The organism is Nocardioides eburneiflavus (assembly GCF_004785795.1).
Classification (GTDB): domain Bacteria; phylum Actinomycetota; class Actinomycetes; order Propionibacteriales; family Nocardioidaceae; genus Nocardioides; species Nocardioides eburneiflavus.
On sequence record NZ_SRRO01000001.1, the window covers coordinates 3137488 to 3160157 of the forward strand.

The 22670-nt window shown below is 66.3% G+C and carries 19 protein-coding genes and 1 pseudogene; 14 read left to right on the plus strand and 6 right to left on the minus strand.

What is annotated here, in order from left to right; translation table 11 throughout:
* Positions 1 to 96: 96 nt before the first annotated feature.
* From EXE59_RS14800 to EXE59_RS14815, 3 genes and pseudogenes are all read right to left on the minus strand, one after another.
* Positions 97 to 1653 carry a bifunctional 3-(3-hydroxy-phenyl)propionate/3-hydroxycinnamic acid hydroxylase gene (locus EXE59_RS14800; protein WP_135839593.1) on the minus strand — a complete coding sequence of 519 codons (1557 nt, stop codon included), beginning with the start codon at positions 1651 to 1653 and terminating at the stop codon, positions 97 to 99.
* A gap of 311 nt (positions 1654 to 1964) precedes the next feature.
* A pseudogene (locus EXE59_RS25115) lies at positions 1965 to 2115 on the minus strand (IS30 family transposase); the annotation flags it as partial.
* A 510-nt stretch (positions 2116 to 2625) separates the two neighbouring features.
* Complete coding sequence (locus EXE59_RS14815) at positions 2626 to 3393, minus strand: SDR family NAD(P)-dependent oxidoreductase (protein ID WP_168218530.1); 768 nt, start codon at positions 3391 to 3393, stop codon at positions 2626 to 2628.
* Positions 3394 to 3898: 505 nt separating this feature from the next.
* On the opposite strand from EXE59_RS14815, the gene EXE59_RS14820 reads away from it, so the two are divergent.
* The 4 genes from EXE59_RS14820 (at position 3899) to EXE59_RS14835 (ending at position 8589) form a co-directional block, all read left to right on the plus strand.
* Entirely contained in the window at positions 3899 to 4444 is a 546-nt protein-coding gene (locus tag EXE59_RS14820; protein ID WP_135839595.1) for a VOC family protein, read from the plus strand.
* A 316-nt stretch (positions 4445 to 4760) separates the two neighbouring features.
* Positions 4761 to 6038 (plus strand): sugar ABC transporter substrate-binding protein, encoded by a 1278-nt coding sequence (locus EXE59_RS14825; protein ID WP_135839596.1) that lies wholly within the window; start codon positions 4761 to 4763, stop codon positions 6036 to 6038.
* Positions 6038 to 7570, plus strand: coding sequence for a sugar ABC transporter ATP-binding protein (locus EXE59_RS14830; RefSeq protein WP_210429010.1), 1533 nt, complete (start codon positions 6038 to 6040; stop codon positions 7568 to 7570). Before EXE59_RS14825 ends, EXE59_RS14830 begins: the two co-directional genes overlap by 1 nt.
* Complete coding sequence (locus EXE59_RS14835; protein WP_135839598.1) at positions 7567 to 8589, plus strand: ABC transporter permease; 1023 nt, start codon at positions 7567 to 7569, stop codon at positions 8587 to 8589. Before EXE59_RS14830 ends, EXE59_RS14835 begins: the two co-directional genes overlap by 4 nt.
* A 150-nt stretch (positions 8590 to 8739) precedes the next feature.
* Here the strand turns inward: EXE59_RS14835 and EXE59_RS14840 are convergent, their stop codons facing one another.
* A complete protein-coding gene (locus EXE59_RS14840) occupies positions 8740 to 9684 on the minus strand; it encodes a LysR family transcriptional regulator (RefSeq protein ID WP_168218531.1) in 945 nt (314 codons plus the stop codon).
* Between EXE59_RS14840 and EXE59_RS14845 the strand changes: the two genes are divergently transcribed.
* The 4 genes from EXE59_RS14845 to EXE59_RS14860 all read left to right on the plus strand — a co-directional run bounded on the left by EXE59_RS14845 (position 9659) and on the right by EXE59_RS14860 (position 14510).
* Positions 9659 to 10708 (plus strand): LysR family transcriptional regulator, encoded by a 1050-nt coding sequence (locus EXE59_RS14845; RefSeq protein WP_168218532.1) that lies wholly within the window; start codon positions 9659 to 9661, stop codon positions 10706 to 10708. The genes EXE59_RS14840 and EXE59_RS14845 overlap by 26 nt on opposite strands.
* A gap of 359 nt (positions 10709 to 11067) precedes the next feature.
* Positions 11068 to 11928, plus strand: a complete 861-nt coding sequence (locus EXE59_RS14850) for an ornithine cyclodeaminase family protein (RefSeq protein ID WP_210429011.1) — start codon at positions 11068 to 11070, stop codon at positions 11926 to 11928.
* Between the two features lie 8 nt (positions 11929 to 11936).
* Positions 11937 to 13427 carry an NAD-dependent succinate-semialdehyde dehydrogenase gene (locus EXE59_RS14855; protein ID WP_135839602.1) on the plus strand — a complete coding sequence of 497 codons (1491 nt, stop codon included), beginning with the start codon at positions 11937 to 11939 and terminating at the stop codon, positions 13425 to 13427.
* 63 nt (positions 13428 to 13490) lie between these two features.
* Positions 13491 to 14510: a dihydrodipicolinate synthase family protein gene (locus tag EXE59_RS14860; RefSeq protein ID WP_135839603.1), complete on the plus strand. Its 1020-nt coding sequence runs from the start codon at positions 13491 to 13493 to the stop codon at positions 14508 to 14510.
* 211 nt (positions 14511 to 14721) lie between these two features.
* On the opposite strand, the gene EXE59_RS14865 is transcribed toward EXE59_RS14860, so the two are convergent.
* Together EXE59_RS14865 and EXE59_RS14870 are read right to left on the minus strand one after the other, a co-directional pair.
* The gene (locus EXE59_RS14865) at positions 14722 to 15684 is read right to left on the minus strand and encodes an amidohydrolase family protein (protein WP_168218533.1); all 963 of its coding nucleotides are present in this window, start codon (positions 15682 to 15684) and stop codon (positions 14722 to 14724) included.
* Positions 15684 to 16622: a VOC family protein gene (locus EXE59_RS14870; protein WP_135839605.1), complete on the minus strand. Its 939-nt coding sequence runs from the start codon at positions 16620 to 16622 to the stop codon at positions 15684 to 15686. The genes EXE59_RS14865 and EXE59_RS14870 overlap by 1 nt, the downstream gene beginning before the upstream one ends.
* 207 nt (positions 16623 to 16829) lie before the next feature.
* Between EXE59_RS14870 and EXE59_RS14875 the strand changes: the two genes are divergently transcribed.
* The 6 genes from EXE59_RS14875 (at position 16830) to EXE59_RS14900 (ending at position 22573) form a co-directional block, all read left to right on the plus strand.
* A complete protein-coding gene (locus EXE59_RS14875) occupies positions 16830 to 17885 on the plus strand; it encodes a LysR family transcriptional regulator (protein ID WP_135839606.1) in 1056 nt (351 codons plus the stop codon).
* 420 nt (positions 17886 to 18305) lie between these two features.
* Positions 18306 to 19694 (plus strand): aromatic ring-hydroxylating oxygenase subunit alpha, encoded by a 1389-nt coding sequence (locus EXE59_RS14880; protein WP_135839607.1) that lies wholly within the window; start codon positions 18306 to 18308, stop codon positions 19692 to 19694.
* 3 nt (positions 19695 to 19697) lie between these two features.
* A complete protein-coding gene (locus tag EXE59_RS14885; protein WP_210429012.1) occupies positions 19698 to 20252 on the plus strand; it encodes an aromatic-ring-hydroxylating dioxygenase subunit beta in 555 nt (184 codons plus the stop codon).
* On the plus strand, positions 20249 to 20464 hold the full coding sequence (locus tag EXE59_RS14890; protein ID WP_210429013.1) for a ferredoxin: 216 nt from the start codon (positions 20249 to 20251) through the stop codon (positions 20462 to 20464). Before EXE59_RS14885 ends, EXE59_RS14890 begins: the two co-directional genes overlap by 4 nt.
* A 26-nt stretch (positions 20465 to 20490) precedes the next feature.
* A complete protein-coding gene (locus EXE59_RS14895) occupies positions 20491 to 21753 on the plus strand; it encodes an NAD(P)/FAD-dependent oxidoreductase (RefSeq protein WP_135839608.1) in 1263 nt (420 codons plus the stop codon).
* A complete protein-coding gene (locus tag EXE59_RS14900) occupies positions 21740 to 22573 on the plus strand; it encodes an SDR family oxidoreductase (RefSeq protein WP_135839609.1) in 834 nt (277 codons plus the stop codon). The genes EXE59_RS14895 and EXE59_RS14900 overlap by 14 nt, the downstream gene beginning before the upstream one ends.
* Positions 22574 to 22670: the final 97 nt, after the last annotated feature.

Below are 22670 nucleotides of genomic sequence, written 5' to 3' on the forward strand. Positions count from 1 at the left end.
CTGCCCCTGTTTGTCTCGAGCTCGGCGAGCCGTTCATCGCGGTTACGGACCGGATGGACTTCAAGCACGGCTGCGACCTCACCGTGAGGCAGACCATCATTTGACAGGGGCGACGGCGGGGAACTCCGGGACCGCCAGACCGTCGACGTCGGTGGCGGCGATGAAGCGGTCCGGTCGTACCGCCAGGACGCGTACGCCACTCTCCTCCAACCACGGGAGCAGCATTCGTGCGGTATCGACGCACGTATCGGGTCCGGATGCGTGCGCATTGGCAGGACTCACTGTCACGTAGCGGGCGCCCAGCTCATCCCACCCATCCTTCTCGGCAGGGCTCAGCACGGTGGCGGGATCGACGCCAGCTCCAAGCAGCACGAAGCCGTCGCCGAGAAAGTCGTCGAGAAGCATTCGCCGGCCGTGCGTCGTGGTGACCAGCGGCTGCGGGATCATCCGACCTACGAGTGAGCCGGACGAGAACGGACCTCGGAACCAGCCGGCTGCTAGCCGTGGAGTGGAGCGCTCCAGAGTCGAGTCCTGTGCACCGGTTCGTGGGGTGAGGCGAGCTTGCTCCTCCGGGGAGAGCTCCTGCTTGATGATGCGACCGAGCTGTACGGCGAGGTCGGTGTAGTAGGCGACGTTCGGGCGCCTCTCTACCTCGTAGGTGTCGAGCCACTGCGGTGACAGCCTCCCGTTGAGCACCCGGCCAAGTTTCCAGCCTAGGTCGTGAGCATCACGGATGCCGGACTGCATCCCGGCGCCCGCCCATGGCGGCATCATGTGGGCCGCGTCGCCGGCCAGGAAGACGCGTCCAACTCGCCAGGTGTCCGCCATCCGCGTGTGGTGCTGGTAGAAGGCGTGCTGATGAATCTCCACGTCATCCTCGGAGACGCCGAGAGCCTGGAGCAGCTTCCAAACATCCGTGCTGGTCGGATAGTCCGCCGGCGACTCGTCAGGCCGCAGCGGAATCTCCCAACGGTGATTGCCTGCCGAAAGGGCGACGTCCACGGCGGGGCGATCCTTGTCGGACCAGAAGGTCAGTATGTCGCGGTCGGGCCACCAGCGCTTGACCCGGCAGTCGATGACGACCCACGTCACATTCAGCGTTTCGCCGACCAACCGTGCGCCGATCGCCGAACGCGTCTGAGAGGAACCGCCGTCGGCCGCGATGGCATAGCGCGCCCGCACGGATGTCGATCGGCGGGTGGCGACTTCGGTAGCGGTGACGGTCACTCCGTTGGCGTCTTGCTTGACGTCCGTGACGTTGTAGCCAAAACGGGTGTCGATCTCAGAACGCTCCTCGGCGCAGGCGCGCAGCTCGGCTTCCAGGGCTGGCTGGTAGATGTTGTAGAAACGCGGTTCCTTGCCGAGGAGCGACGGGGGGTGCTCGACGCGGTAGATCTCAGCGTGGTCGTAGGTCAACCAGCGCGACGCGCGTTGCGGTTCCAGCGTGGGTGCAACCCGGTCGTCGACCCCGAGGGACTGAAAGATCCGCACCGTCCAGTCGTTGACCGTCATGGCCCGCGCTCGCTGGTAGATCCCTTCCTCGCGTTCGAACACGATCGTCGTGGCACTCTCGTGCGCCAACGACAGGGCCGCCAGCATCCCGGTCGGTCCGTAGCCGATGATCGCCACATCGGCGTCGAACTGGTCGTCCATCTTCATCCTTCTTGTCAATGTTCCGTAGATCCCACGGCGATGCTCGTGCGGCTACTACGGGTTGGCCGGCCGTTCCTTCTATGAACGCGCAGGTAGTGCATTCTTAGGCGACCTGGACGTGCGTTCACGACTGTGCCCCGACTGCTCCTTCTGCACCCGGATCGGACTCATGCCCCGCTCCTCGGCGAAGGTGACGACCTGCTGGAAGACGCGGGGGTCGGGTTAGGACCTCCGAGAACAATGTCGACCATCACAGGCGAGCGAACTGACCGTCGTTCCGCAGTGCGGCACACAGATCGCAGCATCTTTCAATGGGCGGGAACGGCTCGGTTCTTGACCTCCGCGGGCCCTTCGGTGATGAGCGCCTCAGGTGTGACGTGTGCCCAGGTCTTTCGCCTTCACGTCGGCTCGCAAGGCCCAACCGGTCCGCAGGCGCAGGATGAGCCCATGCTTGAGCGCCCCATGGATCATCGCCTCGGTGCGTTGGCGAAGTCCTCGGCCTCACGAATCATGGATCCAGCGCGCTTTATCGCGGCCATCGCGGGGAATGAGTCCGCAGGGTGTCGCACGAAGTAGGCGGTCTGTGTTGCACCGAGGCAGACGAGTCCCTCGAACATGAAGACGGCTCCCCGTGCGATGGTCGATCTGGCATCGCTGAAACGTGCCCCTCGCGGAGGTCGTGGTGAGGACCGCACGCGTTTCACGACGGGTTGCCAACCCGTCCTGAGATGGGTGACGCCTTGGTACTCGCACCGGCAGGGGCGTCGACTTCCGCCCGGAGGGGCGCATCGGTCATCGTGGCGGTCATGATCTTCCTCAGGTGGGGTTGCGGCCGATGAAGAACTCCCGGAACGGGTCCATGCTCGGCTCGAAACCCGGGTCGATGAGCCCCTTCCGCACGGCGTACATCTGGCCGTCGTAGATACGCTGTGTCGGCTGGCGCAACGGTCCAGCGACCCCTTGCGACCTGCGTTAGTGCATCCGGATGCCACCGTCGACGTTGAACGCCGCTCCGGTGATGTGCCTGGCCCGGTCGGAGGCGAGGAACGCGATCATCTCCGCGATGTCGCGGGGAGTCTGGTATTCGCGCTGGGGGATGAGGTTGCGGAAGTGCTCCACGGCCTCGTCCAGCGTCATGCCTTCCCGCTTGGCCCAGTCGTCGAAGTCGTGCATCCCAGTTTCGAGCAGGCCCGGGTGCACGGAGTTCACCGTGATGCCGCGCGACGCGTACTCCGCCGCCAGAGCATGGGTGATCCCGATGACCGCCGCCTTCGACGCGGTGTAGGGAAGAATGAAGGGCGATCCCATCTGACCCACGATCGACGAGAGGTTGATGATCCGACCGCTGCCTTGCTCGATCATCCCGGGGAGGAAAGCCCGCGTGGTCACAAAGGTCCCGCGCGCGTTGGTGTCCATCACGCGGTCCCACTCCTCGTCAGAGATGTCGGTCACCGCACACGTGGGCGAGTTGACCCCGGCGTTGTTGACGAGGATGTCCACCCGACCGAACACCTCCGTTGCGCGCGCAGCCAGAGCGACCCCGGAGTCACTGTCGCGAACGTCGTGCTCCACGCCTATGGCCTCGCCCTCGAGCGCATCCGCAAGCTGTGCAGCCTCCGAGCCGCGCAGATCAGCCACCACGACCCTGGCGCCCTGCTCTGAGAGACAAGCAGAGGTTGCTCGGCCAATGGCGCCGGCGCCACCGGTCACCACCGCCACGCGTCCATCGAGGTCCGGCATCATGAGCTCCCTTCGAGGGAAACGACTGACGATCGCCGCATGCCGAACCCGCGAGTGATCGCCACGTCGAGCGGACAGACTCCGCTCCGTTGCGTTGCCGCGGACCCCATCGAACGTTGCACTACGAACCTCCCGGTATCGACTCGAGTTGTGACCTGCCGATGGACAGTAGTCCCGCGTGTTACGTCCTGCTAACAATGGTTGGTGATCTCTGTGTATTGACCAGGGCAATGCCTCGTCGCAGAGCGCCTCGCCTGAGAGGTCGTTCGCGACGGTCGGGACCGTCAGCCGTCGATCGAACGGCGGTCACGCCGCGGCAAGCGGGCCACTCTTGGCGATTGATGAGATCGATGCGCCGTCTTGGGAAAGAGTTGTTGTTCGAACTGTGATGAGCGGCACTAGCCTCGCGAGTCGTTGTCCCGACTCGGGCTCGGGCTCGTGAGGAGACGCGGGAGCCTCTCAAGGGCCCCTCACCAATCTGACCATCATCACGGAGAGTCCAACCATGCACGACATGTCGTTCGTCGGACGATCCTTCGATCAGCTCTGCTTCGTGGTCGAGGATCTTGACGAAGCTGTGGAGACCTGGAGGCGCAACTTCGGCATCACGGCATGGAGCGTGTGGGAGAACCTGTCCGTCGGCCAGACGGAGAAGACCTATCGGGGCGAGCCCGCCGAGTTCGAGTTCAGCGTGGCCTATGCCTTTGCTGGCGAACTCCTCATCGAGTTGGCCCGGCACGACAGCGGATCGAGTGTCTACAAGGACTGGTTGGACGAGAAGGGCGTTGGGCCCCATCACATCGGATTCCGGGTCAGGGACGCCGCTGAGTACGCCGCCGCGGAGGAGGCGTATGTCGCGCGTGGCATCTCCAAAGCAATGAGCGGCTTCATCGAGGGCAGCGGAGTGGGACTAGGAAGCTGCCGGTGGGGCTACTTCGACACGCGCGAGACCCTCGGGTGCTACACGGAGATCTACTACCTTGACCCAGAGCTGATGATCAGTATGGAGCGGATGAAGCGCGGAGAGATTTTCACGTCTCCGCCGCTCTAGTGGCGTAGGGCGTTCCTCGCCGGAGCATCGACAGGGCGCCAGCTTCTGTCCGTCGCGTCGCCTCACAGCAGGCGAGGCGAGGCTCTGGGTGAGGCGTCCTCGTCCTGGCGGGCAAGGCTCTTCCCGCGCTCGGCTGACCGGCCGCGCTCGAACCGGTGCCCGTGACGCTGTTCGATTCCCGTCATCGGCGCAACGCATCATCGAGAGCGATCTGCGCTGATCGTTATCATCGATCATTGAGGGATGGCACGCGCCGTTATGCCGACTTCTAGGCGAGCGCGGTTTTTGGATAGACCACCAGAAGTGATGTCTGCGCATGCAAGATAACGGTTTCTCCGATTGTCTGCCGATCCCTACAGTTCGTGACGAGGGCCACACTGGCCGCCGATCAGGAGGGCACACAGTCATGCGAAACACCTCAATTCGACGTCGAGCCGTCGCGCCGTTGGTCGGGATTGCCCTGGCCTGCGGACTCAGTGCCTGCGGGTCGGACTCCTCATCGGACGGTGGCGATGCGGGCTCGGGCAGCGACGCGAGCACGAACGTCGGTGCGACCGGCGCCGACATCGACGCCGACATCGACGCCGAGCTCGCGGCCGACTTCAAGGGCACCTTCACCGCGCCGCCCACCTCCGCTCCCACTCCCGCGGCCGACGCGAACGTCTGGGTGGTGCCGTGCGGCAAGGTCGTCGCCGGGTGTCAGGCTCCTGCGGAGGGCGCTGTCGAGGCCGGCGAGGCCCTCGGGTGGACGATGACCATCGCCGACGGTGCCTTGGGGGTCGGCGACGGCTACAGCGTGGCCATCCGCCAGGCCGTCGCGGCGAAGGCCGACGCGATCATTGTGACCGGTATCGACTGCGACTACGCCAAGGGCGGGCTGCAGGCCGCCAAGGATGCCGGCATCCCGACGATCCTCTTCGGAGGCTTCGATTGCGATGACACGCCTCTGTTCACCACCGAGGTGAAGCTGAGCGAGGAGTACCCCAGCTTCGGAGACTTCCTGAAGGCATGGGGCGCGGCGAAGGCGCGCTGGCTCATCAACGCGACCGACGGCAAGGCAAAGGTGATCAACACCGTCGTCACCGACTCGAGGACCGCCCGATACCCCAGCGAAGGCTTCGCCGACGAGCTGGCGAAGAGCTGCCCCGACTGCGGCATCGTCGACAACCTCGAGTTCCAGGTCGCGGACGTGGCCGGGCCACTGGCGCAGAAGTTCTCGGCCATTCTGCTCTCCAACCCGGACGCGAACGCGATCCAGCCGACCTTCGACTCGTTCATCCTCGCGGGGTCGATGCCGCAGGCCATCGCGTCCACGGGACGCAAGATGACGATCATCGGCGGCGAAGGTCTGGCTCCGGGCATTTCCCTGATCCACGCCGAGCAGGTCGGCGCGGCGATCGGGTGGGACAACGGCTGGGCCGGATGGGGCGCCATCGACACCACCATCCGCGTGCTGGCCGGCGAGGACACCGTGCCCCAGGGTTGGGGTTGGCAGACGGTCGACGCCGACCACGACCTCCCCGCGGATGGGGAGGGGTACACGACCGGCTTCGACTTCCGGAGCGCCTACAAGGCCGCATGGGGCATTTCCTAGTGGACTCGAGCCCCGCTCTGCTGGTTCAAAAGCTCAGCAAGCACTACGGCGCGACGCAGGCCTTGCGCGACGTCGACCTGACGACGCAACGAGGCAGCATCCACGCTCTCGTCGGAGCCAACGGGTCTGGCAAGTCCACGTTCGTCAAGATCCTGGCGGGGATCGAGCGGGGGGACCACGGCGGCACGATCGCCGTGGGCCCCCAGGTCGTCCCGGCCTCAGGCATGAGCCCGGACCTGGCCCATGACCTGGGGCTCCGCTTCGTCCACCAAGACGTCGGTCTGTTCGACGGGTTGACGGTGTCGGAGAACATCGCTCTCGGGCACGGCTTCGGCACCCAGAGGCTCGGGCGGATCCATTGGCGCCGTCTCGAGTTGGAGGCGGCGGCCCTCATCGACCGCTACCAGATCCACGCCACACCACGCTCCACGGTGGGTTCGCTCAACGCGGCGAGCCGGACGATGCTGGCGATCGCCCGAGCCCTGGGCGACGATCCTGACGAGGGGGAGCGCATCCTCATCCTCGACGAACCGACGGCGTCGCTGCCAGAGCGGGAAGCCGATCTGCTGGCTCAGATGCTCAAGCGGTTCGCCGCAGGTGGCCAGACGATCCTGTTCATCAGCCACCACCTCCGCGAGATCCTGCAGCTCGCGGACAACGTCACCGTCCTCCGGGATGGTCGTGTCGCAGCGGATGTGCCGGCCGCGGACCTGACCGAGGACGAGCTCGTGACGCACATCTGCGGCCGGCGCATCGTACAAGCGGCCGTGGCGGCCCGGAAGGCCGACGGCGGAGAGCAGACTCTGGCCGTCGACGGGTTGGTGAGCGGGCGGCTCAACGGAGTCTCCTTCAGCGCGGACAGGGGAGAGATCGTCGGGATCGCGGGGCTGCAAGGTTCGGGACGCTCGACCCTGCTGCGTACCTTGTTTGGCCACCTCCCAGCGTCGCAGGGATCCGTGCGGTTGCGAGGCGAGGCTCGAAGGCTGGCGGAGCCGGCAGACGCGATTCGGGGCGGCATCGCCTACCTGTCGGAGGATCGTCAAGGCGAGGCCGTCTTCGGTGGCCTCAGCATCAGGGAGAACGTGGTCGCGGCGTCGTTGCGCGAGTTCTGGCGCGGCTTGCGGATGGCCCACGGCGCGGAGTCGTGGGAGACACAGAGGCAGATCGAACGGTTTGGCGTGGTCACCTTCGGGCCGGAACAGACACTGGACGCACTCTCGGGTGGCAACCAGCAGAAGGTCGTGCTTTCCCGGTGGTTGCGGCGCAAGCCGTGGCTGCTGCTGCTCGATGAACCCACGCAAGGCGTGGATGTGGGGGCGCGGGCCGACATTCACGCTGCACTGCGTCGTGAGGCCGAGAACGGCACCACGGTGCTCCTGGTCTCCTCGGACTTCGAGGAGCTCTCCCTTGTCTGCGATCGCGTGCTGGTGCTGCGCGACGGAGTCGTGGCGGCCGAGTTCCACGCCCCGGACATCCACCCCGACAGTCTGGTCCAAGAGTCCTACTTGGAACGTCAGGAAGAAGCGTCATGACCGTCACGGCCTCGGAGACCAACACGAACCGTCCACAGAGCAAGAGCCATGGGTTCCTCGTCGGCCTCGGGCAGCGGTACGGACTGCTCGTCATCCTCGCCGCGGTGGTGCTCTTCTTCAGCACCTACAGCAAGACGAGTGAGGCGTTCCCCAGCCAGGCCAACCTGATCACCCTGATCGGGAACTCCACCGTCGTCTCCGTGATCGCGCTCGCCATCGTCGTGCCGCTCACCGCGGGCGTCATCGACCTGTCGGCGGCGGCCACGACCGGCGCGTCGTCGATCGCCACCGCGTCCGTGATGTCGCGGTTCGACGGTCCGCTGTGGTTGGCCGTCCTGGCGGGGCTCGTGATCGGCGCCGCCGTCGGCGCCACCAACGGTCTGCTCATCACCCGGCTCGGATTGGACCCGATCATCGAGACGTTGGGCATGTCCATCCTGCTCGGCGGCGTGGCGATCTGGTACACCGGTGGGCTGACCATCACCGGGAACATCTCGACCACCCTGACGCAGTTCGGATCGCTGAACTGGTGGGGCCTGCCACGGCTCCTCGTGGTCCTGGTCCCGGTCGTCCTCGCCACCTGGTACCTCCTGGAGCACACGCCGTACGGGCGCCAGCTCAGCGCGATCGGCAGCAACCCGAAGTCAGCTCGCCTGGTCGGCATCCGGGTCGAGCGCATGATCCTGTCGAGCATGACCATCGGGGGCCTTCTCGCGGGGATCGCAGGGGTCCTGCTCTGTGCGCGGGCGGGGTCGGCCGACACCAACGCGGGTCCGAGCTTCCTCTTCCCTGCGCTCGCCGCCGTGTTCCTCGGTGCGACCACCATCAAGCCGGGACTGCCCAATCCCCTCGGCGCCATCGTGGGCGTCTTCTTCGTGGCGATCGCCGTCAGCGGACTCAGCATCGCCGGAGCCGCAGCCTGGGCGCCAGGAGTCTTCAATGGTGGCTCGTTGCTGTTCGCGGTCTGGATGACGACGACGTTCGCGCGACGCGGAGGGCGGGCCAGACGGGGGGCATAGACGAGGCTCTTGGCAGCGACGAGAGCCAGGCCGCCAGCGCGGCGCTCGCGGCGGACGAGGCGACGTTCGTCGGCAGGTCCTCGGTGGTCTCGTTCCTCAGTGCGGAGAACCGGTTGCTCGAACAGGCTGAACCGTTTCGCAGTCGTTCCGTCAGACGATGTCGACAACCGAGCCCACCAGTCGTGCGGCATGGGATCGCAATGCCTCGCGCAACCAGACATGGCCGGGATCGTTGTCGAGTCGACGAAGCCAGACCATGGTCTCGCTGATCGGCTGGAGCTGCATCGGTGGTTCGACCAGTCGGATGCCGGCCGCCGCCGCGATGCGTAAGGCGGGTATGCGAGGGATGAGAGTGATCAGGTTGGTGTGGCGGAGCATGAACGGGGCCACGGCGAAGCCAGCGCGCACCTCCACGCGCCGCGGGATGCCCAGCACGTTGAGGTTGGAGTCCCCGGAGGAGGGGCTGCCGTCGGTGCCCTCGGCGGCGAGGTACGGCATCCTGCTGAATTCCTCGACTGAGATAGCGCCTGTCACGTGGTCGTTGTCCTTGTCCGCCGCCAAGAGGTAGCGATCGCGGTAGAGCACCTCCCAGCGCACCTCGTCGGACCAGATCTCCGGTCGGGAGGCCATCAGCTCCCGTGGTAGGACCACGAGGTCGGCCTGACTCCGGAAGAGGGTGGGGGCGAAATCCTCGTCGAGGGGCTGGATCTCGACTCGGATGTTGGGTCTGACCGGCGTGATGTCGACGAGCAGGGGGTGCAGGAGTCCGACGGCGGCGTGACCGGTCGCCATGATCACGAACGTGCGTTGATCCGTATCGGGGTCGAAAGACCGGGATCCCGTGAGCGCCGCCTGTATCTGGATGAGCGTCGCGCGCACGGGATCGATCAGTGTCTCGGCGACCGGCGTAGCCACCATCGAACGGCCGCTGCGCAGCAGGATCGGATCGTCGAAGAGCCTCCTGATCCGAGCCAGGGTTGAGCTCATGGCCGACTGACTGATCCCAAGCCGCTGAGCCGCGCCGGTCACGCTCCGCTCATCCATCAGCGCCTCAAATGCGACCAGGAGATTGAGATCGACGCGGTTCAGGTCCACGGCTGCCATCATAGGACCGCTCCCGGGTCCCCCTCCTCTGAGGCGACGCGGCATCGAAGGCCGGCCCCGCGCGTCCCGGTCTGTCTACGATGGCCTCATGGACCTCGCGGACGTCGACATCAACCTGTTGGTTGCATTCGATGCATTGATGTCCGAGGGCGGCGTCACGGCTGCCGCGAACCGGATGCACGTCGGCCAGTCGGCCATGAGCGCCACGCTCTTGCGGCTCCGTCGCCTACTCGACGACCCGGTCCTGGTGCGGACCGGGCGGACGATGGCGCCGACGCCACTTGCCCTCTCGCTGACGAGTCCGATCCGTGAAGCCCTCAACCAGATCGACCAGCTCCTGACCGAGCGGCCCGCCTTCGACCCCGCGCGGGATCACCGGACGTTCTCCATCAGAGCCAGCGAGTACGCCACAGTGGCGGTTCTGCACCCACTGAGCGTCAAGCTCCGCAACATTGCTCCGAACGTCAGTCTCCGGATCTCCCCGGTCATGCCGAGGTTCATCGAGGACCTGACCCACAACGACTTCGACCTCGTCATCGTCCCGCCGCAGTTCGTCGGCGCCGGCAGCCCCGTCCACTCCCAAGTCCTGTACGAAGACCCTTACGTCGTTGCCGTCGACAAGTCGCACCCCGACGTGACGGACAGCATCGACCTGGCACTGTTCACATCGCTCCCGTATCTCGCACAAAAGAGCTCGGGGAACCGGGCGTTGGTGGAGGTACAGCTGGACCGGCTCGGCATCGAACGTCGAACCGAGGTCACGACGGACTTCGGTCTGGCGCCGTTCCTCCTCCGAGACACCCTGCTGGTGACCCTGATCCCGGTGAGCTTCGCGTCGTTCCTCGCCGAGGGGGTCGGCCTCAAGCTGCTCGAGCCGCCGATGCGACTGGATCCAGTGACGGAGTCGATGTTCTGGACCTCCCACCGAGACGACGAGCCGGCTCACCGCTGGCTCAGGACTCAGCTCCTCGAGATGGCGGGCCCCTTGCGATCTGAGACCACCCCCGGCGACTAGACCTCGCCGGCCGTCACGGTCGAGTCGCAACGGTGTCAGCAAGGGGCCGATTCAACGCCGCAAGCATCGATGGGATCGCTCTTCCTTTATAGATTCTGAACGTTTCCCTTGATGTGATCTCGGCCATACAGTGTCGTTCGCAGGCCAGAGGGCCGAGCACAGCGCTGAAGCCTGAGTGGCTGAGGCGAGGCTCGGTGCCGGGGCCCCTTGGTTCACCGCGCACAGGAGGTCTCCACTACATGACCCTGCTTCTCGACGACGCGGTGGTTCGCCAGGTGTTCTCATGGAGCGGAGCGACGAGCGCGTTGCGAGAGGCCTACGCGGCCGAATCTGAGTCGGCGCGCTTCCCGCCCAGGAGCATGGCTCGAGGCGAACAGGCCTGGCTGCGGACGCTGAGCGGCGCGCCGGGGGACAGCGGGCTGATGGGTCTCAAGACGATCGCCGTCGCGCTGAGCTCCAGGCGCGTGAGCTACCTGATCTCCCTCTTCGACCAGTCGTCGGCCGAGCTCGTGGCGCTCCTCGACGGGCACTCGATCACCGGCTACCGCACCGCCGCCACCTCGGCGCTGGCGGCAGACATGCTGGCCAAGCTCGGCGCCCTGTCGGTCGCCGTGATCGGTTCTGGCTTCGAGGCGCAGAACCACCTGCGCGCCATCGCTGCCGTGCGAACCGTCGACGCGGTCCGTGTCTTCAGTCCGCGCCCGCAGAGCCGGGCACGCTTCATCAGCGAGCTGTCGGACCTCGGTCTTGCGATCTCTGCGGAGGACAGTGCGGAAGCAGCGGTGCGGGAGGCGACCCTCGTGATCTGCGCGGCACGCTCCCGCGACGAGTCCCCGACCCTGCTCGGAGAGTGGCTGGCCCCCGGATCGTCGGTGGTCTCGATCGGGTCCACCCTCCCCGAACAGCGTGAGGTGGACCCCGAGACGATGCGGCGCGCCGATCTCATCGTGGCCGATGAGCTGCGAGAGGTCCTGGACGAGACCGGTGACGCTCTCGCCGCCCGTCGCGACGGCATCGACCTCGACAGCAAGACCGTGTCCCTGTCCGACCTGGTGTCCGGCCGGGCGCCGGGACGTCAGGACGACCAGCAGGTCCTGCTCTACAAGTCGGTCGGTGGCGCGATCCAGGACCTGGCCGTCGCCGCCATGTGCGTGGCCCGCGCCCGAGAGGCCGGACTGGGCGCCACCCTGCCGGTAAAGATCACACCCGTGGCGAAGTAGGCGAGAACATGCACCAGACCCTTGACGATCACGCCGGTCTGTCCCGTCAAATCCGCACCACCCCCTACGTCAACGGCCTCTGGGTCGACGTCGGCGAGTCGGGCACGATCGATGTCGACGATCCCGCAACGGGGGAGATCGTCGCCACCGTGCCAGCGATGAGTCGCGCTCAGGTGCGGGACGCCATCGAGGCCGCGCACCGCGCGCTCCCCGCCTGGCGCAGTCGGTCCGGCAAGGACCGCTGCACGGTCCTCCGGGCCTGGGCCGAGCTCGTCGCCGCCAACGCCGAGCACCTCGCTCGGCTGATCGCGCTCGAGGAGGGCAAGCCGCTGGCGGAGGCCAGGGGAGAGGTGGCGTATGCCGGCTCCTTCATCGAGTGGTTCGCTGAGGAGGCCAAGCGCGTAAGCGGCGAAGTTCTCATGACGCCGCAGGCCTCTGGTCGCATCGTGGTCCTGAAGGAGCCGGTGGGCGTCTGCACCGCCATCACGCCGTGGAACTTCCCCGCCGCGATGATCACCCGCAAGGCTGCGCCGGCGCTCGCTGCCGGGTGCACGATGGTGGTCAAGCCGGCCGAGCAGACCCCGCTGACAGCGTTCGCGCTGGCCGAGCTGGCTGCAGAGGCGGGCGTGCCGCCAGGGGTGCTCAACGTCGTGACCGGCCATCCCGAGGAGATCGGGCCCGAGCTCACGACGCACGAACTGGTGCGCAAGATCAGCTTCACCGGGTCCACGCAGGTGGGTCGACTGCTCCTCGCCCAGGCGGCGGGCACGGTCAAGAGGGCCTCGATGGAGCTCGGTGGCAATGCTCCGATCCTAGTGTTCGACGACGCCGACATCGATACGGCGCTCTCGGGTGTCATGGCGGCCAAGTTCCGCAATTCGGGGGAGTCCTGCATCGGAGGCAACCGCGTGTACGTGCAGGCGGGGATCTACGACGCCTTCGCCGCAGCACTCGCGGAGAGGGCCGCCTCACTCATCGTGGGCCCCGGCCTGGAAACCGACAGCCATATCGGGCCTCTGATCGACCAGGCTGCCATCGCCAAGGTTGAGGCGCATATCGCCGACGCGACCGCAGGCGGCGCCTCGGTCCTCAGCGGCGGGACCGTTGATCCACGCGGTGGCCGATTCTTCACTCCGACCGTCCTCGGCAACGTCCTGCCCGGCATGCTGGTGACCAGGGAGGAGACGTTCGGCCCGGTCCTGCCGCTGATCAGGTTCGAGAGCGAGGCCGAGGTCGTCGCGTGGGCCAACGACTCCGAATACGGGTTGGCCGCCTACGTGTTCACCCGGGATGCCGAGCGGACCTGGAGGGTCGCGGGAGCCCTCGAGGCGGGCATGGTCGGGATCAATACCGGACTGATCTCCAATGAGATCGCCCCCTTCGGCGGCATCAAGCAGTCGGGACTGGGTCGGGAGGGGTCGGTCCACGGGATCGACGAGTACCTAGAGCTCAAGTACGTCGCCTGGGAGAACGCCCGTGGCGTACCTCTGCCCGAGTGATGACTGCTCAACCACCCACGGAGAGCCGACAGACCTGTCCGTCACTATCTAAGGAGTCACACCATGCCCAGCTACACCCGGCCGGAGGCCCGCGAGTGGGCGCGCGAAAAACTCATCGGTGCGATCAACTGCACCATTCCCTCGTTCACCTCCGACCTGCGGGGAATCAACGAGAAGGCAATTCGGCACGACATCGCACTCGCCAAGCAGCACGGGTTCATCGGCACCCTGGGGGTCTCGGAAGTGGCGATCTCCGTGCCGGAGTACACCGACTTCTTGCAGATCTCGAAGGACGAGGGCGGCGACGACTTCGTACTTGTCCACCACGCGAGCTGGAGCAACCTGGAGCAGAACCTCGAGGCGCTGAGAGGCGCGGAGGATGCGGGGGCCGACATCGTGCTGCTGTCCTACCCCCCGAACTTCTACCCCGAGACCGAGCAGGAGATCTACGACTACACCAAGGCGGTGTGCGACGCCACCGACCTCGCGGTGATCCTCTTCCCGATGTACTTGTGGGGCTTCAGCCCGCGGATCCACCCCTCCGACATCCCCGTGCGTCTGATCCGCCGGCTCCTGGACGATTGCCCCAACATCGCCGTCATCAAGGCCGAGGGCGGGTTCCCCCACTACATGGGGGCGATCGAGTGCCAGCGTCACTTCGGCGAGGAGGTCGTGATCTCCGTGCCCATCGAGTCGGACCTGATCTCGCTCGGCCAGCTCTTCCCGATCCAGCTCTCCGCGACCAGCGATCACGAGTACTACGGCCCGATGATCCCGCGCATCATGGAGCTGCTGCGGGCAGAGAAGTTCGACGACGCCAGCGAGCTGTTCTGGCAGATCCACCCCGGTCGCAAGGTGAAGGCGAGCCTGGGTCCCGTGATCGGTGGCGGCGCATTCATCAACCGACAGTTCTGGAAGTTCCAGGGCTGGCTCCAGGGCTACAACGGGGGGCCGTTGAGGCAGCCCACTCAGCGCATCCACGACGCGCAGATGAAGGCTCTGCGCCAGGCGCTGGTGGACTCGCAGCTTGAGCCGAGCATGGACCCGTTCCGTGAGTTCTTCATCGGACGTAACCCGGTCTGATCGTCCCATCCGGGATGCCCTCAACCAGATAGCAGCGGAGATCGAGCTCGACAGAGTCGGCATCGATCCTCGAACCGAGGGCACGACGGACGTCGGTCGAGCCCCGTTCCTCCTCCGCGACACCCAGCGGGAGACACTGTGCCGTCATGCTTCGAGTCGTTCCAGCGGAGGGGAACGCGCCGAAGCTGCTCAAGCCGCCGATGCGGGTGCATCAGAGACGCAAGAGTCTGCGTGCGTTGGCTCCCATGTCGATCGGGAGCCGTTCGACCTGGGCCGGAGAGGACGAGTCCCATCCCCCGAAGTTCGTCCCGAGGACCAGCCGCTCCGGATTCGCCGTTTCGATGAGTAGATCAGCGCTCTTGTCGGAATGGACGTGGACGTCGAACCACAGGCGGTTGTAGCCCTCGTCGAAATCAGCGAGGTCGACCGGAGCCGCGCCTGTTGCGACCCAGGCGCGGACCCTTCCGAGCAGGAACGGCACCGCGCCCCCGCCGTGGCTGATGCAGATGTCCAGCTCGGAATGGCGGCGGAGCACACCACCGAGGAGGAGCGACGTCGTCGCGATCGTCTCCTCGAAGGGGTAGCCGATCGTGACGTCGCGCAGCCAGCGTCGCAGGCGGGGGTCTCCGTCAGGTCCGTCGATGCCGGGGACGACCGAGTGTATGAACAGCGGCACGTCGAGGTCCGAGCAGGCGGCGTAGAGGTCGTCGAGATCAGGGTGATCGAGGTCCTCAGCGGCGTCAGTGCCAATGACCGCGCCGACCACGTTCAGGTCCCGGACGGCCCGCTCAAGCTCCGTGACCGCCGCTCCGACATCGCTGACGGGCAACAGGGCGAGTGCCTTCAGCCGGGCGGGATCTGCACTCGTCCACTCGGAGAGGAGCTCGTTGTACCTGCTCGCGAAGCGGCTGGCTACCTCGGCGGGCGTATGGGAGAAGTACCACAGCGGGGACGCACTGACCACCTGCACCTCGATGCCGGCCTTGTCCAACTCGTCGAGCCGCTGCTCGGCAGTGCGGTCCAATCCCGGGATCTTCCCCAGCACGTAGTCGAACCCTCCGGTGGTGAGCGTCGCGATTCCCGCCGCGTCCCGGGTGAGAAACGGGCCGAGGTCGCCGACACTTCCGAGAAGTGTCTCGAAGAACAGGTGGGCGTGCGTGTCGATAGCCGACATCACGAGTGCTGCGGGTCGACGGGGTGGACGGTGGGGTTCATGCCGAGGTGCGAGTACTCGTGACCCCAGACTTCGCCAACCCAGCCCTCGGCGCTGTCGAAGTACTGAGCGGACCAGCTGCCGTCGTCGACCTGGATGGAGTCCCATCCGATCTCGAAGTCGAACCCCGTGGGGGTCCGGGCGTAGAAGGACAACATCCGGTCGCCGATGTGACGGCCCATTGACGACGAGATGGGGAGGCCGGCCTTGTGCGCAGCGTCGTAAGCCATGCCGACTGCGTCCATATTTTTCGTCTCGATCATGACGTGCTGCAGCCCACTCATCCCGGCCATGCCCATCAGCCCGAGGCTGTGGTGGCGGGGGTTGGCGGCACGCAGGAACCACATTTCGCTGAACGGCCCACCGACGCGGGTGATGTCGGACGTCTTCAGGCCGAGGACGCGGGTGAAGAATTCTACGGCCTGCTCGATGTCGGGAACGACGAGCACAGCGTGGCCCAAGCCCTGGCTGCCGGTCACGAACTGTGACTGATAATGGCCACCGCGGAACCGTCCCTCGAAGGTCAGTTGACCGGAGAACAGCTCGTGCCGGTTGCCGAAGGGGTCCTTGAAATGGAACAGGTAGCGCACCGAGCGGTCGGCACGCTCCTCCGGCTTGGCCTCGGTGACCTCGACGCCGTGAGCTCGCAGCTCGGCGACGGCACCGTCGAGATCCGTGGCGCTGTGGAGCTCCCAGCCGATGTAGGCCAGCTTGTGGTCGGGCCCCGGGTGGACGGCCAGCCTGTAGGCGCGGTCGTCCCATGACACGCGGAGCACGCTCTCGCCCGCGGAGTCGGATTTCTCCTCCACCTCCAAGCCGTAGACGTCGGGCCCGAGCGCGAGCCACTCGCTGGCTGCCGGTGATTCGACTCCGACGTAGCCAAGACTGTGAATCCGCATGTCCTGAAGTTCCTTCCTTGATCGTTCTGGGCCCGGTGGCGATCAGCGCGTTGCTGTAATCTCGCACCTCGTGAGCGGCGCGAGACGGGGCCGCGGCAGTTGCGTGGACAGCGTCACTGACCGCAAGCGAGAAGGGAAACAGGCAGTGGCGATAGTCGCTATCTGCAACCGCACACTCGTCGTGCCGGGCGTGCGGGAACCGAGACGATGACATCGCATATCGGGTCGCTCGACGCGAACCTGTTGGCGCCGCTGCAGGCATTGCTAGAGCTGCAGCACGTCAGCCGAGCGGCTGAGCGCATGCACGTGAGCCAGTCAGCGATGAGTGCGACCTTGGCGCGTCTGCGCCGACACTTCGACGACGAACTGTTGATCAGGTCCGGTGCCGCCTACTCCTTGACGCCCCTCGCGCGGTCCCTGCTGCCCCTGGTGAACTCGGCGATCCAAGCGGTCGAGTCAGCGTTCGACGCCCGCGCTGGGTTCGAGCCGCGAACCAGCGACCGGCGCTTCACGATCGTGGCCTCCGACTACGCAGCCGGTGTAGTGAACCCTCCGTTGCGGGCCCTGCTGGCCGAGACCGCTCCTGACGTCGGTGTCCACTTCCACTCGGTCCCCGGGAGCCCCGTCCTGGACCGCATGGCCCTTGAGTACGACCTGATCATCGCCCCCGGCGAATACGGGCTGCGCGGGGACTTCCGGCCTCTCTTTCGCGACGAATTCGTTTGTCTGCTCGACCTGAATCACCCAGCGGCCGCCGAACCGGAGATCACCATCGACCAATTGTCGGAGATCCCCCATGCCGCTGCATCGTTCGCCCCGGACCTCTCGACCGGGGCGGACCGGCTCCTCGATCAGCTCGGCGTGCACCGTCGGGTCGCCGTGGTGTCGGACGAGTGGTTGTCACTCCCGTGGCTCATCCGGGATACCAGCCTCGTCGCGCTGCTCCCGCGCCGCATCGCCTCGTGGTGGGCTGCGCGGGGAGGCTTCGTCCTCCGCGAGGTCCCTGGGGACGACCGCGGTGAGTTCATCGAGAACGTCTACTGGCATCCCAGCCGGCGCGGTGATGACGGGTTGGCCTGGCTGCGCAACCAGATGGTCGACGCGATCGCGGAGTCCGACGGCGAGCCCAACCCCACGTACGTGGGCGCGAGCGCTGACGGGCGAACTCTGCGACACCCGCGCCGCGCGGAGCGAGCGCCGCATGGCGTACGACCGCTCGATGATCCCGCAGATCATGGAATTGCTGCCGGCAGAGATGTTTGACCGAGCCGGCGGCCTGTTATGGCAGATCCACCCCGACCGCAGGTGACGGTGAGCCTGGCCCCGTGATCGCTGGGGGCGCGTTGATCAACGGACATGTCTGGAAGTCCAGGGCTGGCCCGAGGGCTGCGAAGGCGGGCCGTTGTGGCTGGTCACTTGTCCCACTCAGCGCACGCCGCGCAGAAGAGGGCTCGTGTGCCCGTTTCGTGAGTTCTTCACCGGTTGCGACCCGGCGTGATCTGGGGCGTGGAATCGACCGCGTGGCGGGTTCAATGATCGACGTGGTCGATGGATCCGAATTGATGCCAGTCGTCTTTTCATGATGTGACCGGTGCCATACCGTGGGCTCATCACGCGAGTGTCGAGCCGCACGCCTCGGGTCACGGTGCCCTCGCAACAACGCCAGTTCAGCAAGGGAGAAGCATGACCGTCACGACCCCTTCCACGTCTGCCCACGACAGTGTTGCCGCGACCCTGGAGCGGGTTGAGCAGGCTCTCGACAACGATCGCCTGCCTGTCGAGATCTTCAACGACGAGGCCGTCTTCAAGGCTGAGATGGATCAGATCTTCGGCACCTGTTGGGTGTTTCTCGCGCACGAGAGCGAGATCCCGAAGGCCGGGGACTTCGTCCAGCGACGCATCGGCGTTGATCCTGTGATCGTCACGCGGGATGGCAAGGGTGAAGTCAACGTGCTCTCGAACTACTGCCGCCACCGCGGCACGCAGGTCTGCCAGACCGACGCGGGCAACTCCCGTTTCTTCAAGTGCCCGTACCACGGCTGGACCTACTCGAACGATGGCGACCTCGTGGGCACCCCGAACAAGCACGGTGCCTACGCCGAGAACTTGGATCCCAAGGAGTGGGGGCTGTATCGGGCGCCGCGGGTGGACAGCCGGTTCGGCTTCATCTTCGCCTCGCTCGCGGCCGAGGGCCCGACGCTGGACGAGTACCTCGGCGGCGCCGGGTGGATGCTCCAGATGATGGTCGGGCTGCACCCGGATGGCATGAGGGTGGCGGGACCCCCGGAGCGCTACAAGCTGAAGGCCAACTGGAAGACGGGCTCCGAGAACTTCGCGGGCGACACCTACCACGTTGGGACGCTGCACTACAGCAATGAGGAGATCGGCATCGCGCCCGACCTCAAGAGCAACGTCGAGGTGACTCGCTCCTACGACTTCGGTAACGGCCACTACACGATTGGATTTCCGTTCGTTGAGCTGGCTGGACCGTTTGCCGCGTTCTGGGGTTACGACCCGGAGACGGCTGCCAAGTTCGACCTGAGCGGGCTCGACGAGACGCAGCGCCACATGGTGGAGAACGAGCCGCCGATCGTGGGCACGATCTTCCCCAACCTGAGCTTCCTGCGGTCGCCGGTCCCGGTGCGCATCGGTGAGATGGAGATGGCGGTCGTCACGACGTTCCGCCAGTGGCAGCCCGTTGGTCCCGGCGAGATGGAGCTGTGGAACTGGCAGTTCGTGTGGACGTTCCAAGACGAGCAGCAGGCTCTCGACGCCTACGTCGCCGGTCAGTTCACCTTCGGGTCCGCCGGGACCTTCGAGGTTGACGACACCGTGGCCTGGGAGGGAGCTCCCAAGGCGGCGAAGAGCCCCTGGATGCGCCGGCAGGAGATGGAGTTCAGCTTTGGACAGGCCCATATGAGCCCCGTGAACCGCGAGGCTGACCCCACCTACAAGGGTCCCGGGATCAAACGCCCCACCGGCTTCGGCGAGCACAACCAGATCAGCTTCTACAGGCACTGGGTCAACACGCTGCGCCACGGCACGCAGGCGACGAGCGTTCAGGAGGGCTGACGCATGGCAATCACCGAGGCGAGTCCCGCGGCAACGGCGCCGGTCGACGCAATGGCTCCGGTCGACCCAGAGTTGCTCGCAACCGTTAACCAGTTCTTGGCGCTCGAAGCCAAGCTCTTGGACGAGGGCCGGGAGGAGGACTGGTTGGAGCTCCTCGACGAGGAGCTGCTCTACGTCGTCCCCATCAGGCTGGCCACCGAGGATCGGGCCGATGAGATCCAGCGCGGTGCCTTCCGCATCCGCGACACCAAGTACCACGTCCGCACCCGCCTCCAGCGGCTCGGGACCGGGCACGCCTACTCCGAGATCCCGCCGTCGCGGACCATGCGGCTGGTGGGCTCCGTTCTGGTACAGCGCACGGCGGACGCGGACGTAGTCGACGTCACCAGCGCGCTGCTCGTCTACCGCCAGCGCGGCATCGACGACCACTTCGACCTCATTCCCTGTCGACGCAACGACACGCTGCGGCTCACGGCCCAGGGCCCTCGGCTGCTCACTCGTGAAGTGATCCTGACCGAAGTGGGCATCGCCACGCCCAACCTCGGAGTGTTCTTGTGACCGGACAGGTCGAGATCCTGCTCGACACCAACCTCTGCAACGGCTACGGCGTCTGCGTGACGATCATGCCGGACGTGTTCGACACCCCGGCGGGTAGTCCGGTCGCGGTGCTTCTGCGAGACCGGGTCGAGGCAGACGAGACAGACGACCTCGACGAGGCCATCCGCGCCTGTCCAGCGCAGGCGCTGGCCAAGCGCGAGCTAGCGTCGTGACGACGAAAGGCGGCTCCCTGGAGAACGTGGTCATCGTCGGCGCTTCCGCGGCGGGCCTGAGCGCTGCCGACGGACTGCGCGAGGGAGGGTACGACGGACGCATCGTCATCTTGGGCGATGAGCAACATGAGCCTTACGACCGGCCGACCCTGTCGAAGAAGCTGCTTGTCTCGCAGGGGGAGCCGCAGCTGCACGCGCTGCGCACACCGGAGCGGCTGGAAGCCGACGGCGTGACCCTTCTGCTCGGCCACCGAGCGGTCGGCCTCGACGTCGACCGCCACTACGTCGTGACCGAGAACGGCGACGCCGTCCCCTGGGACGCCGTGATCATCACGACCGGGAGTCGGCCGCGGACCCTGGTGACTACTGAGGCGGAGACCCTCCCCGTGCTCCGCACTCCCGCAGACCTTGGCCTCCTGCGCGAAGCGGCGGCACGCTACGGCCAGGTCACCCTGATCGGCGCTGGGCTGATCGGGCTGGAGATCGCTTCCAGCCTGTCCGGGCACCACGTCGAGGTGACCGTGATCAACGACCTCGAGCTCCCGTTGCGCAACATCCTCGGAGAGCCCGTGGCTGAACAGGTCCGCGAGCTGCATCGGCGTCACGGCGTCGATCTCCTGCTGGGTGTCAGCGTCGAGAGCGTCAGCGGTGGCCCCGGGTCGTACTCCGTCCAACTCTCCGACGGCAGCACTCACCGCACCTCGTTTGTCCTGGTCGGCATCGGCGTAGAGGCCAACGACGAGTGGCTCGACGGGTCAGGCGTGGCGCTGGATGCGGGTGTGGTGGTGGATGCGGCGGGTCGCGCGAGCGTTCCAGGAGTCTGGGCGGCCGGCGACGTGGCTCGCCTGTTGTCGCACCCCTCGCTGCCCGAGTCGACCCGCGTCGAACACTGGACACACGCCATCGAGCACGGCCGCCACGTCGGCCTCAACGTCGCGAGGGGATCCCACGCCGACTACGCCGCCGTGCCCTACTTCTGGACTGAGCAGTACGGACGGCGGTTCCACGGCTACGGCCGCATCCGGCCGGGCGACACGGCACAGCTCGTCGAGGGAGCCCTCGACGAAGAGGAGTACCTGGTCCTGTACGGCAGCGGCGAGAAGCTCCACGCCGTGGTCTCGTGCGGGTGCGTCCGGTCCCTCAGGGGCTACCGCAAGCTCCTCGAGCGCAACGGCACCTGGCGTGAGGCTCTGGACCTGACCGGCCACACCGCCCCGATCCACACGACGTCTCCCCCCACACCGGCTGACGCAACAACTAACGTAAGGAAGAACGTTGAAGCTTCTTGACGACCACATCGTCCTCGTGACCGGCGGTGGTTCCGGTTTGGGGCTGGGTGTCGCGCGGCACCTGCTGACGGAGGGCGCGCAGCTCGCGGTGCTCGAAGTCGACCCTGACAAGGTGAAGGCTCTGAGCGAGGAGTTCGGTGACAGCGCGCTGGTGCTTCAAGGAGACGTGCGCAGCATCGGAGATCTCCAGGACGCGCGCAGCGCGATCGTGGAGCGTTTCGGCAGGTTGACCTCGATCGTCGCGACCCAGGGGATCTGGGATGGCAATGTTCCGCTGGTCGACATCCCTGTCGAGCAGATCGACGCGTTGTTCGATGAGGTTTACTCCATCAACGTCAAGGGCTATGTCCTGACCGCGAAGGTGTTCCTTGATCTGATCCAGGCCGAGCGGGGTGGCCTCGTGCTGACGGCGTCCCAGGCGGCTTTCGCTGCTGATGGTGGCGGTACCGCGTACACCTCCAGCAAGGGTGCGGTGCGCAGCCTGGTGAACCAGCTCGCGTTCGAGCTCGGACCGGAGATCCGAGTCAATGCTGTGGCGCCTACGGGGATCGCCAAGAGCGAGATCCGGGGGCCCGCAGCACTCGGTCTCGAGCAGTCCAAGCAGTCCGACATCCCAGCCGACGCGTTCCGGTTCGAGTTCGAGTGGCTGACTCCGCTACAGCACCTGCCCTCGCCGGAGGAGTACGGCCCGCTGTACGCCTTCCTCGCGTCGCGCCACAACACGGTGATGACAGGACAGACGCTCATCGCTGACTCCGGCACCTTGAACCGCGCCCTGGGGTCGATGACCGCCCTGGTGAGGTCGATGCCGGACCGCTGACCGACCCCTTCCCCGCATCCGCCGGCGAACCCGCGTTGCGGTCGGTGTCTGAGCGACGCTCGAAGGCACGCCGTCCGCGGTACCAACGCGGTGCTGT

Bases quoted from the DNA above. Each gene is read 5' to 3' on its own strand.
- EXE59_RS14800 (WP_135839593.1), bottom strand. From the start codon at position 1,653: ATGGACGACCAGTTCGACGCCGATGTGGCGATCATCGGCTACGGACCG.
- EXE59_RS14815 (WP_168218530.1), bottom strand. From the start codon at position 3,393: ATGCCGGACCTCGATGGACGCGTGGCGGTGGTGACCGGTGGCGCCGGC.
- EXE59_RS14820 (WP_135839595.1), top strand. From the start codon at position 3,899: ATGCACGACATGTCGTTCGTCGGACGATCCTTCGATCAGCTCTGCTTC.
- EXE59_RS14825 (WP_135839596.1), top strand. From the start codon at position 4,761: ATGCAAGATAACGGTTTCTCCGATTGTCTGCCGATCCCTACAGTTCGT.
- EXE59_RS14835 (WP_135839598.1), top strand. From the start codon at position 7,567: ATGACCGTCACGGCCTCGGAGACCAACACGAACCGTCCACAGAGCAAG.
- EXE59_RS14850 (WP_210429011.1), top strand. From the start codon at position 11,068: ATGGCTCGAGGCGAACAGGCCTGGCTGCGGACGCTGAGCGGCGCGCCG.
- EXE59_RS14855 (WP_135839602.1), top strand. From the start codon at position 11,937: ATGCACCAGACCCTTGACGATCACGCCGGTCTGTCCCGTCAAATCCGC.
- EXE59_RS14860 (WP_135839603.1), top strand. From the start codon at position 13,491: ATGCCCAGCTACACCCGGCCGGAGGCCCGCGAGTGGGCGCGCGAAAAA.
- EXE59_RS14865 (WP_168218533.1), bottom strand. From the start codon at position 15,684: ATGTCGGCTATCGACACGCACGCCCACCTGTTCTTCGAGACACTTCTC.
- EXE59_RS14870 (WP_135839605.1), bottom strand. From the start codon at position 16,622: ATGCGGATTCACAGTCTTGGCTACGTCGGAGTCGAATCACCGGCAGCC.
- EXE59_RS14875 (WP_135839606.1), top strand. From the start codon at position 16,830: ATGACATCGCATATCGGGTCGCTCGACGCGAACCTGTTGGCGCCGCTG.
- EXE59_RS14880 (WP_135839607.1), top strand. From the start codon at position 18,306: ATGACCGTCACGACCCCTTCCACGTCTGCCCACGACAGTGTTGCCGCG.
- EXE59_RS14885 (WP_210429012.1), top strand. From the start codon at position 19,698: ATGGCAATCACCGAGGCGAGTCCCGCGGCAACGGCGCCGGTCGACGCA.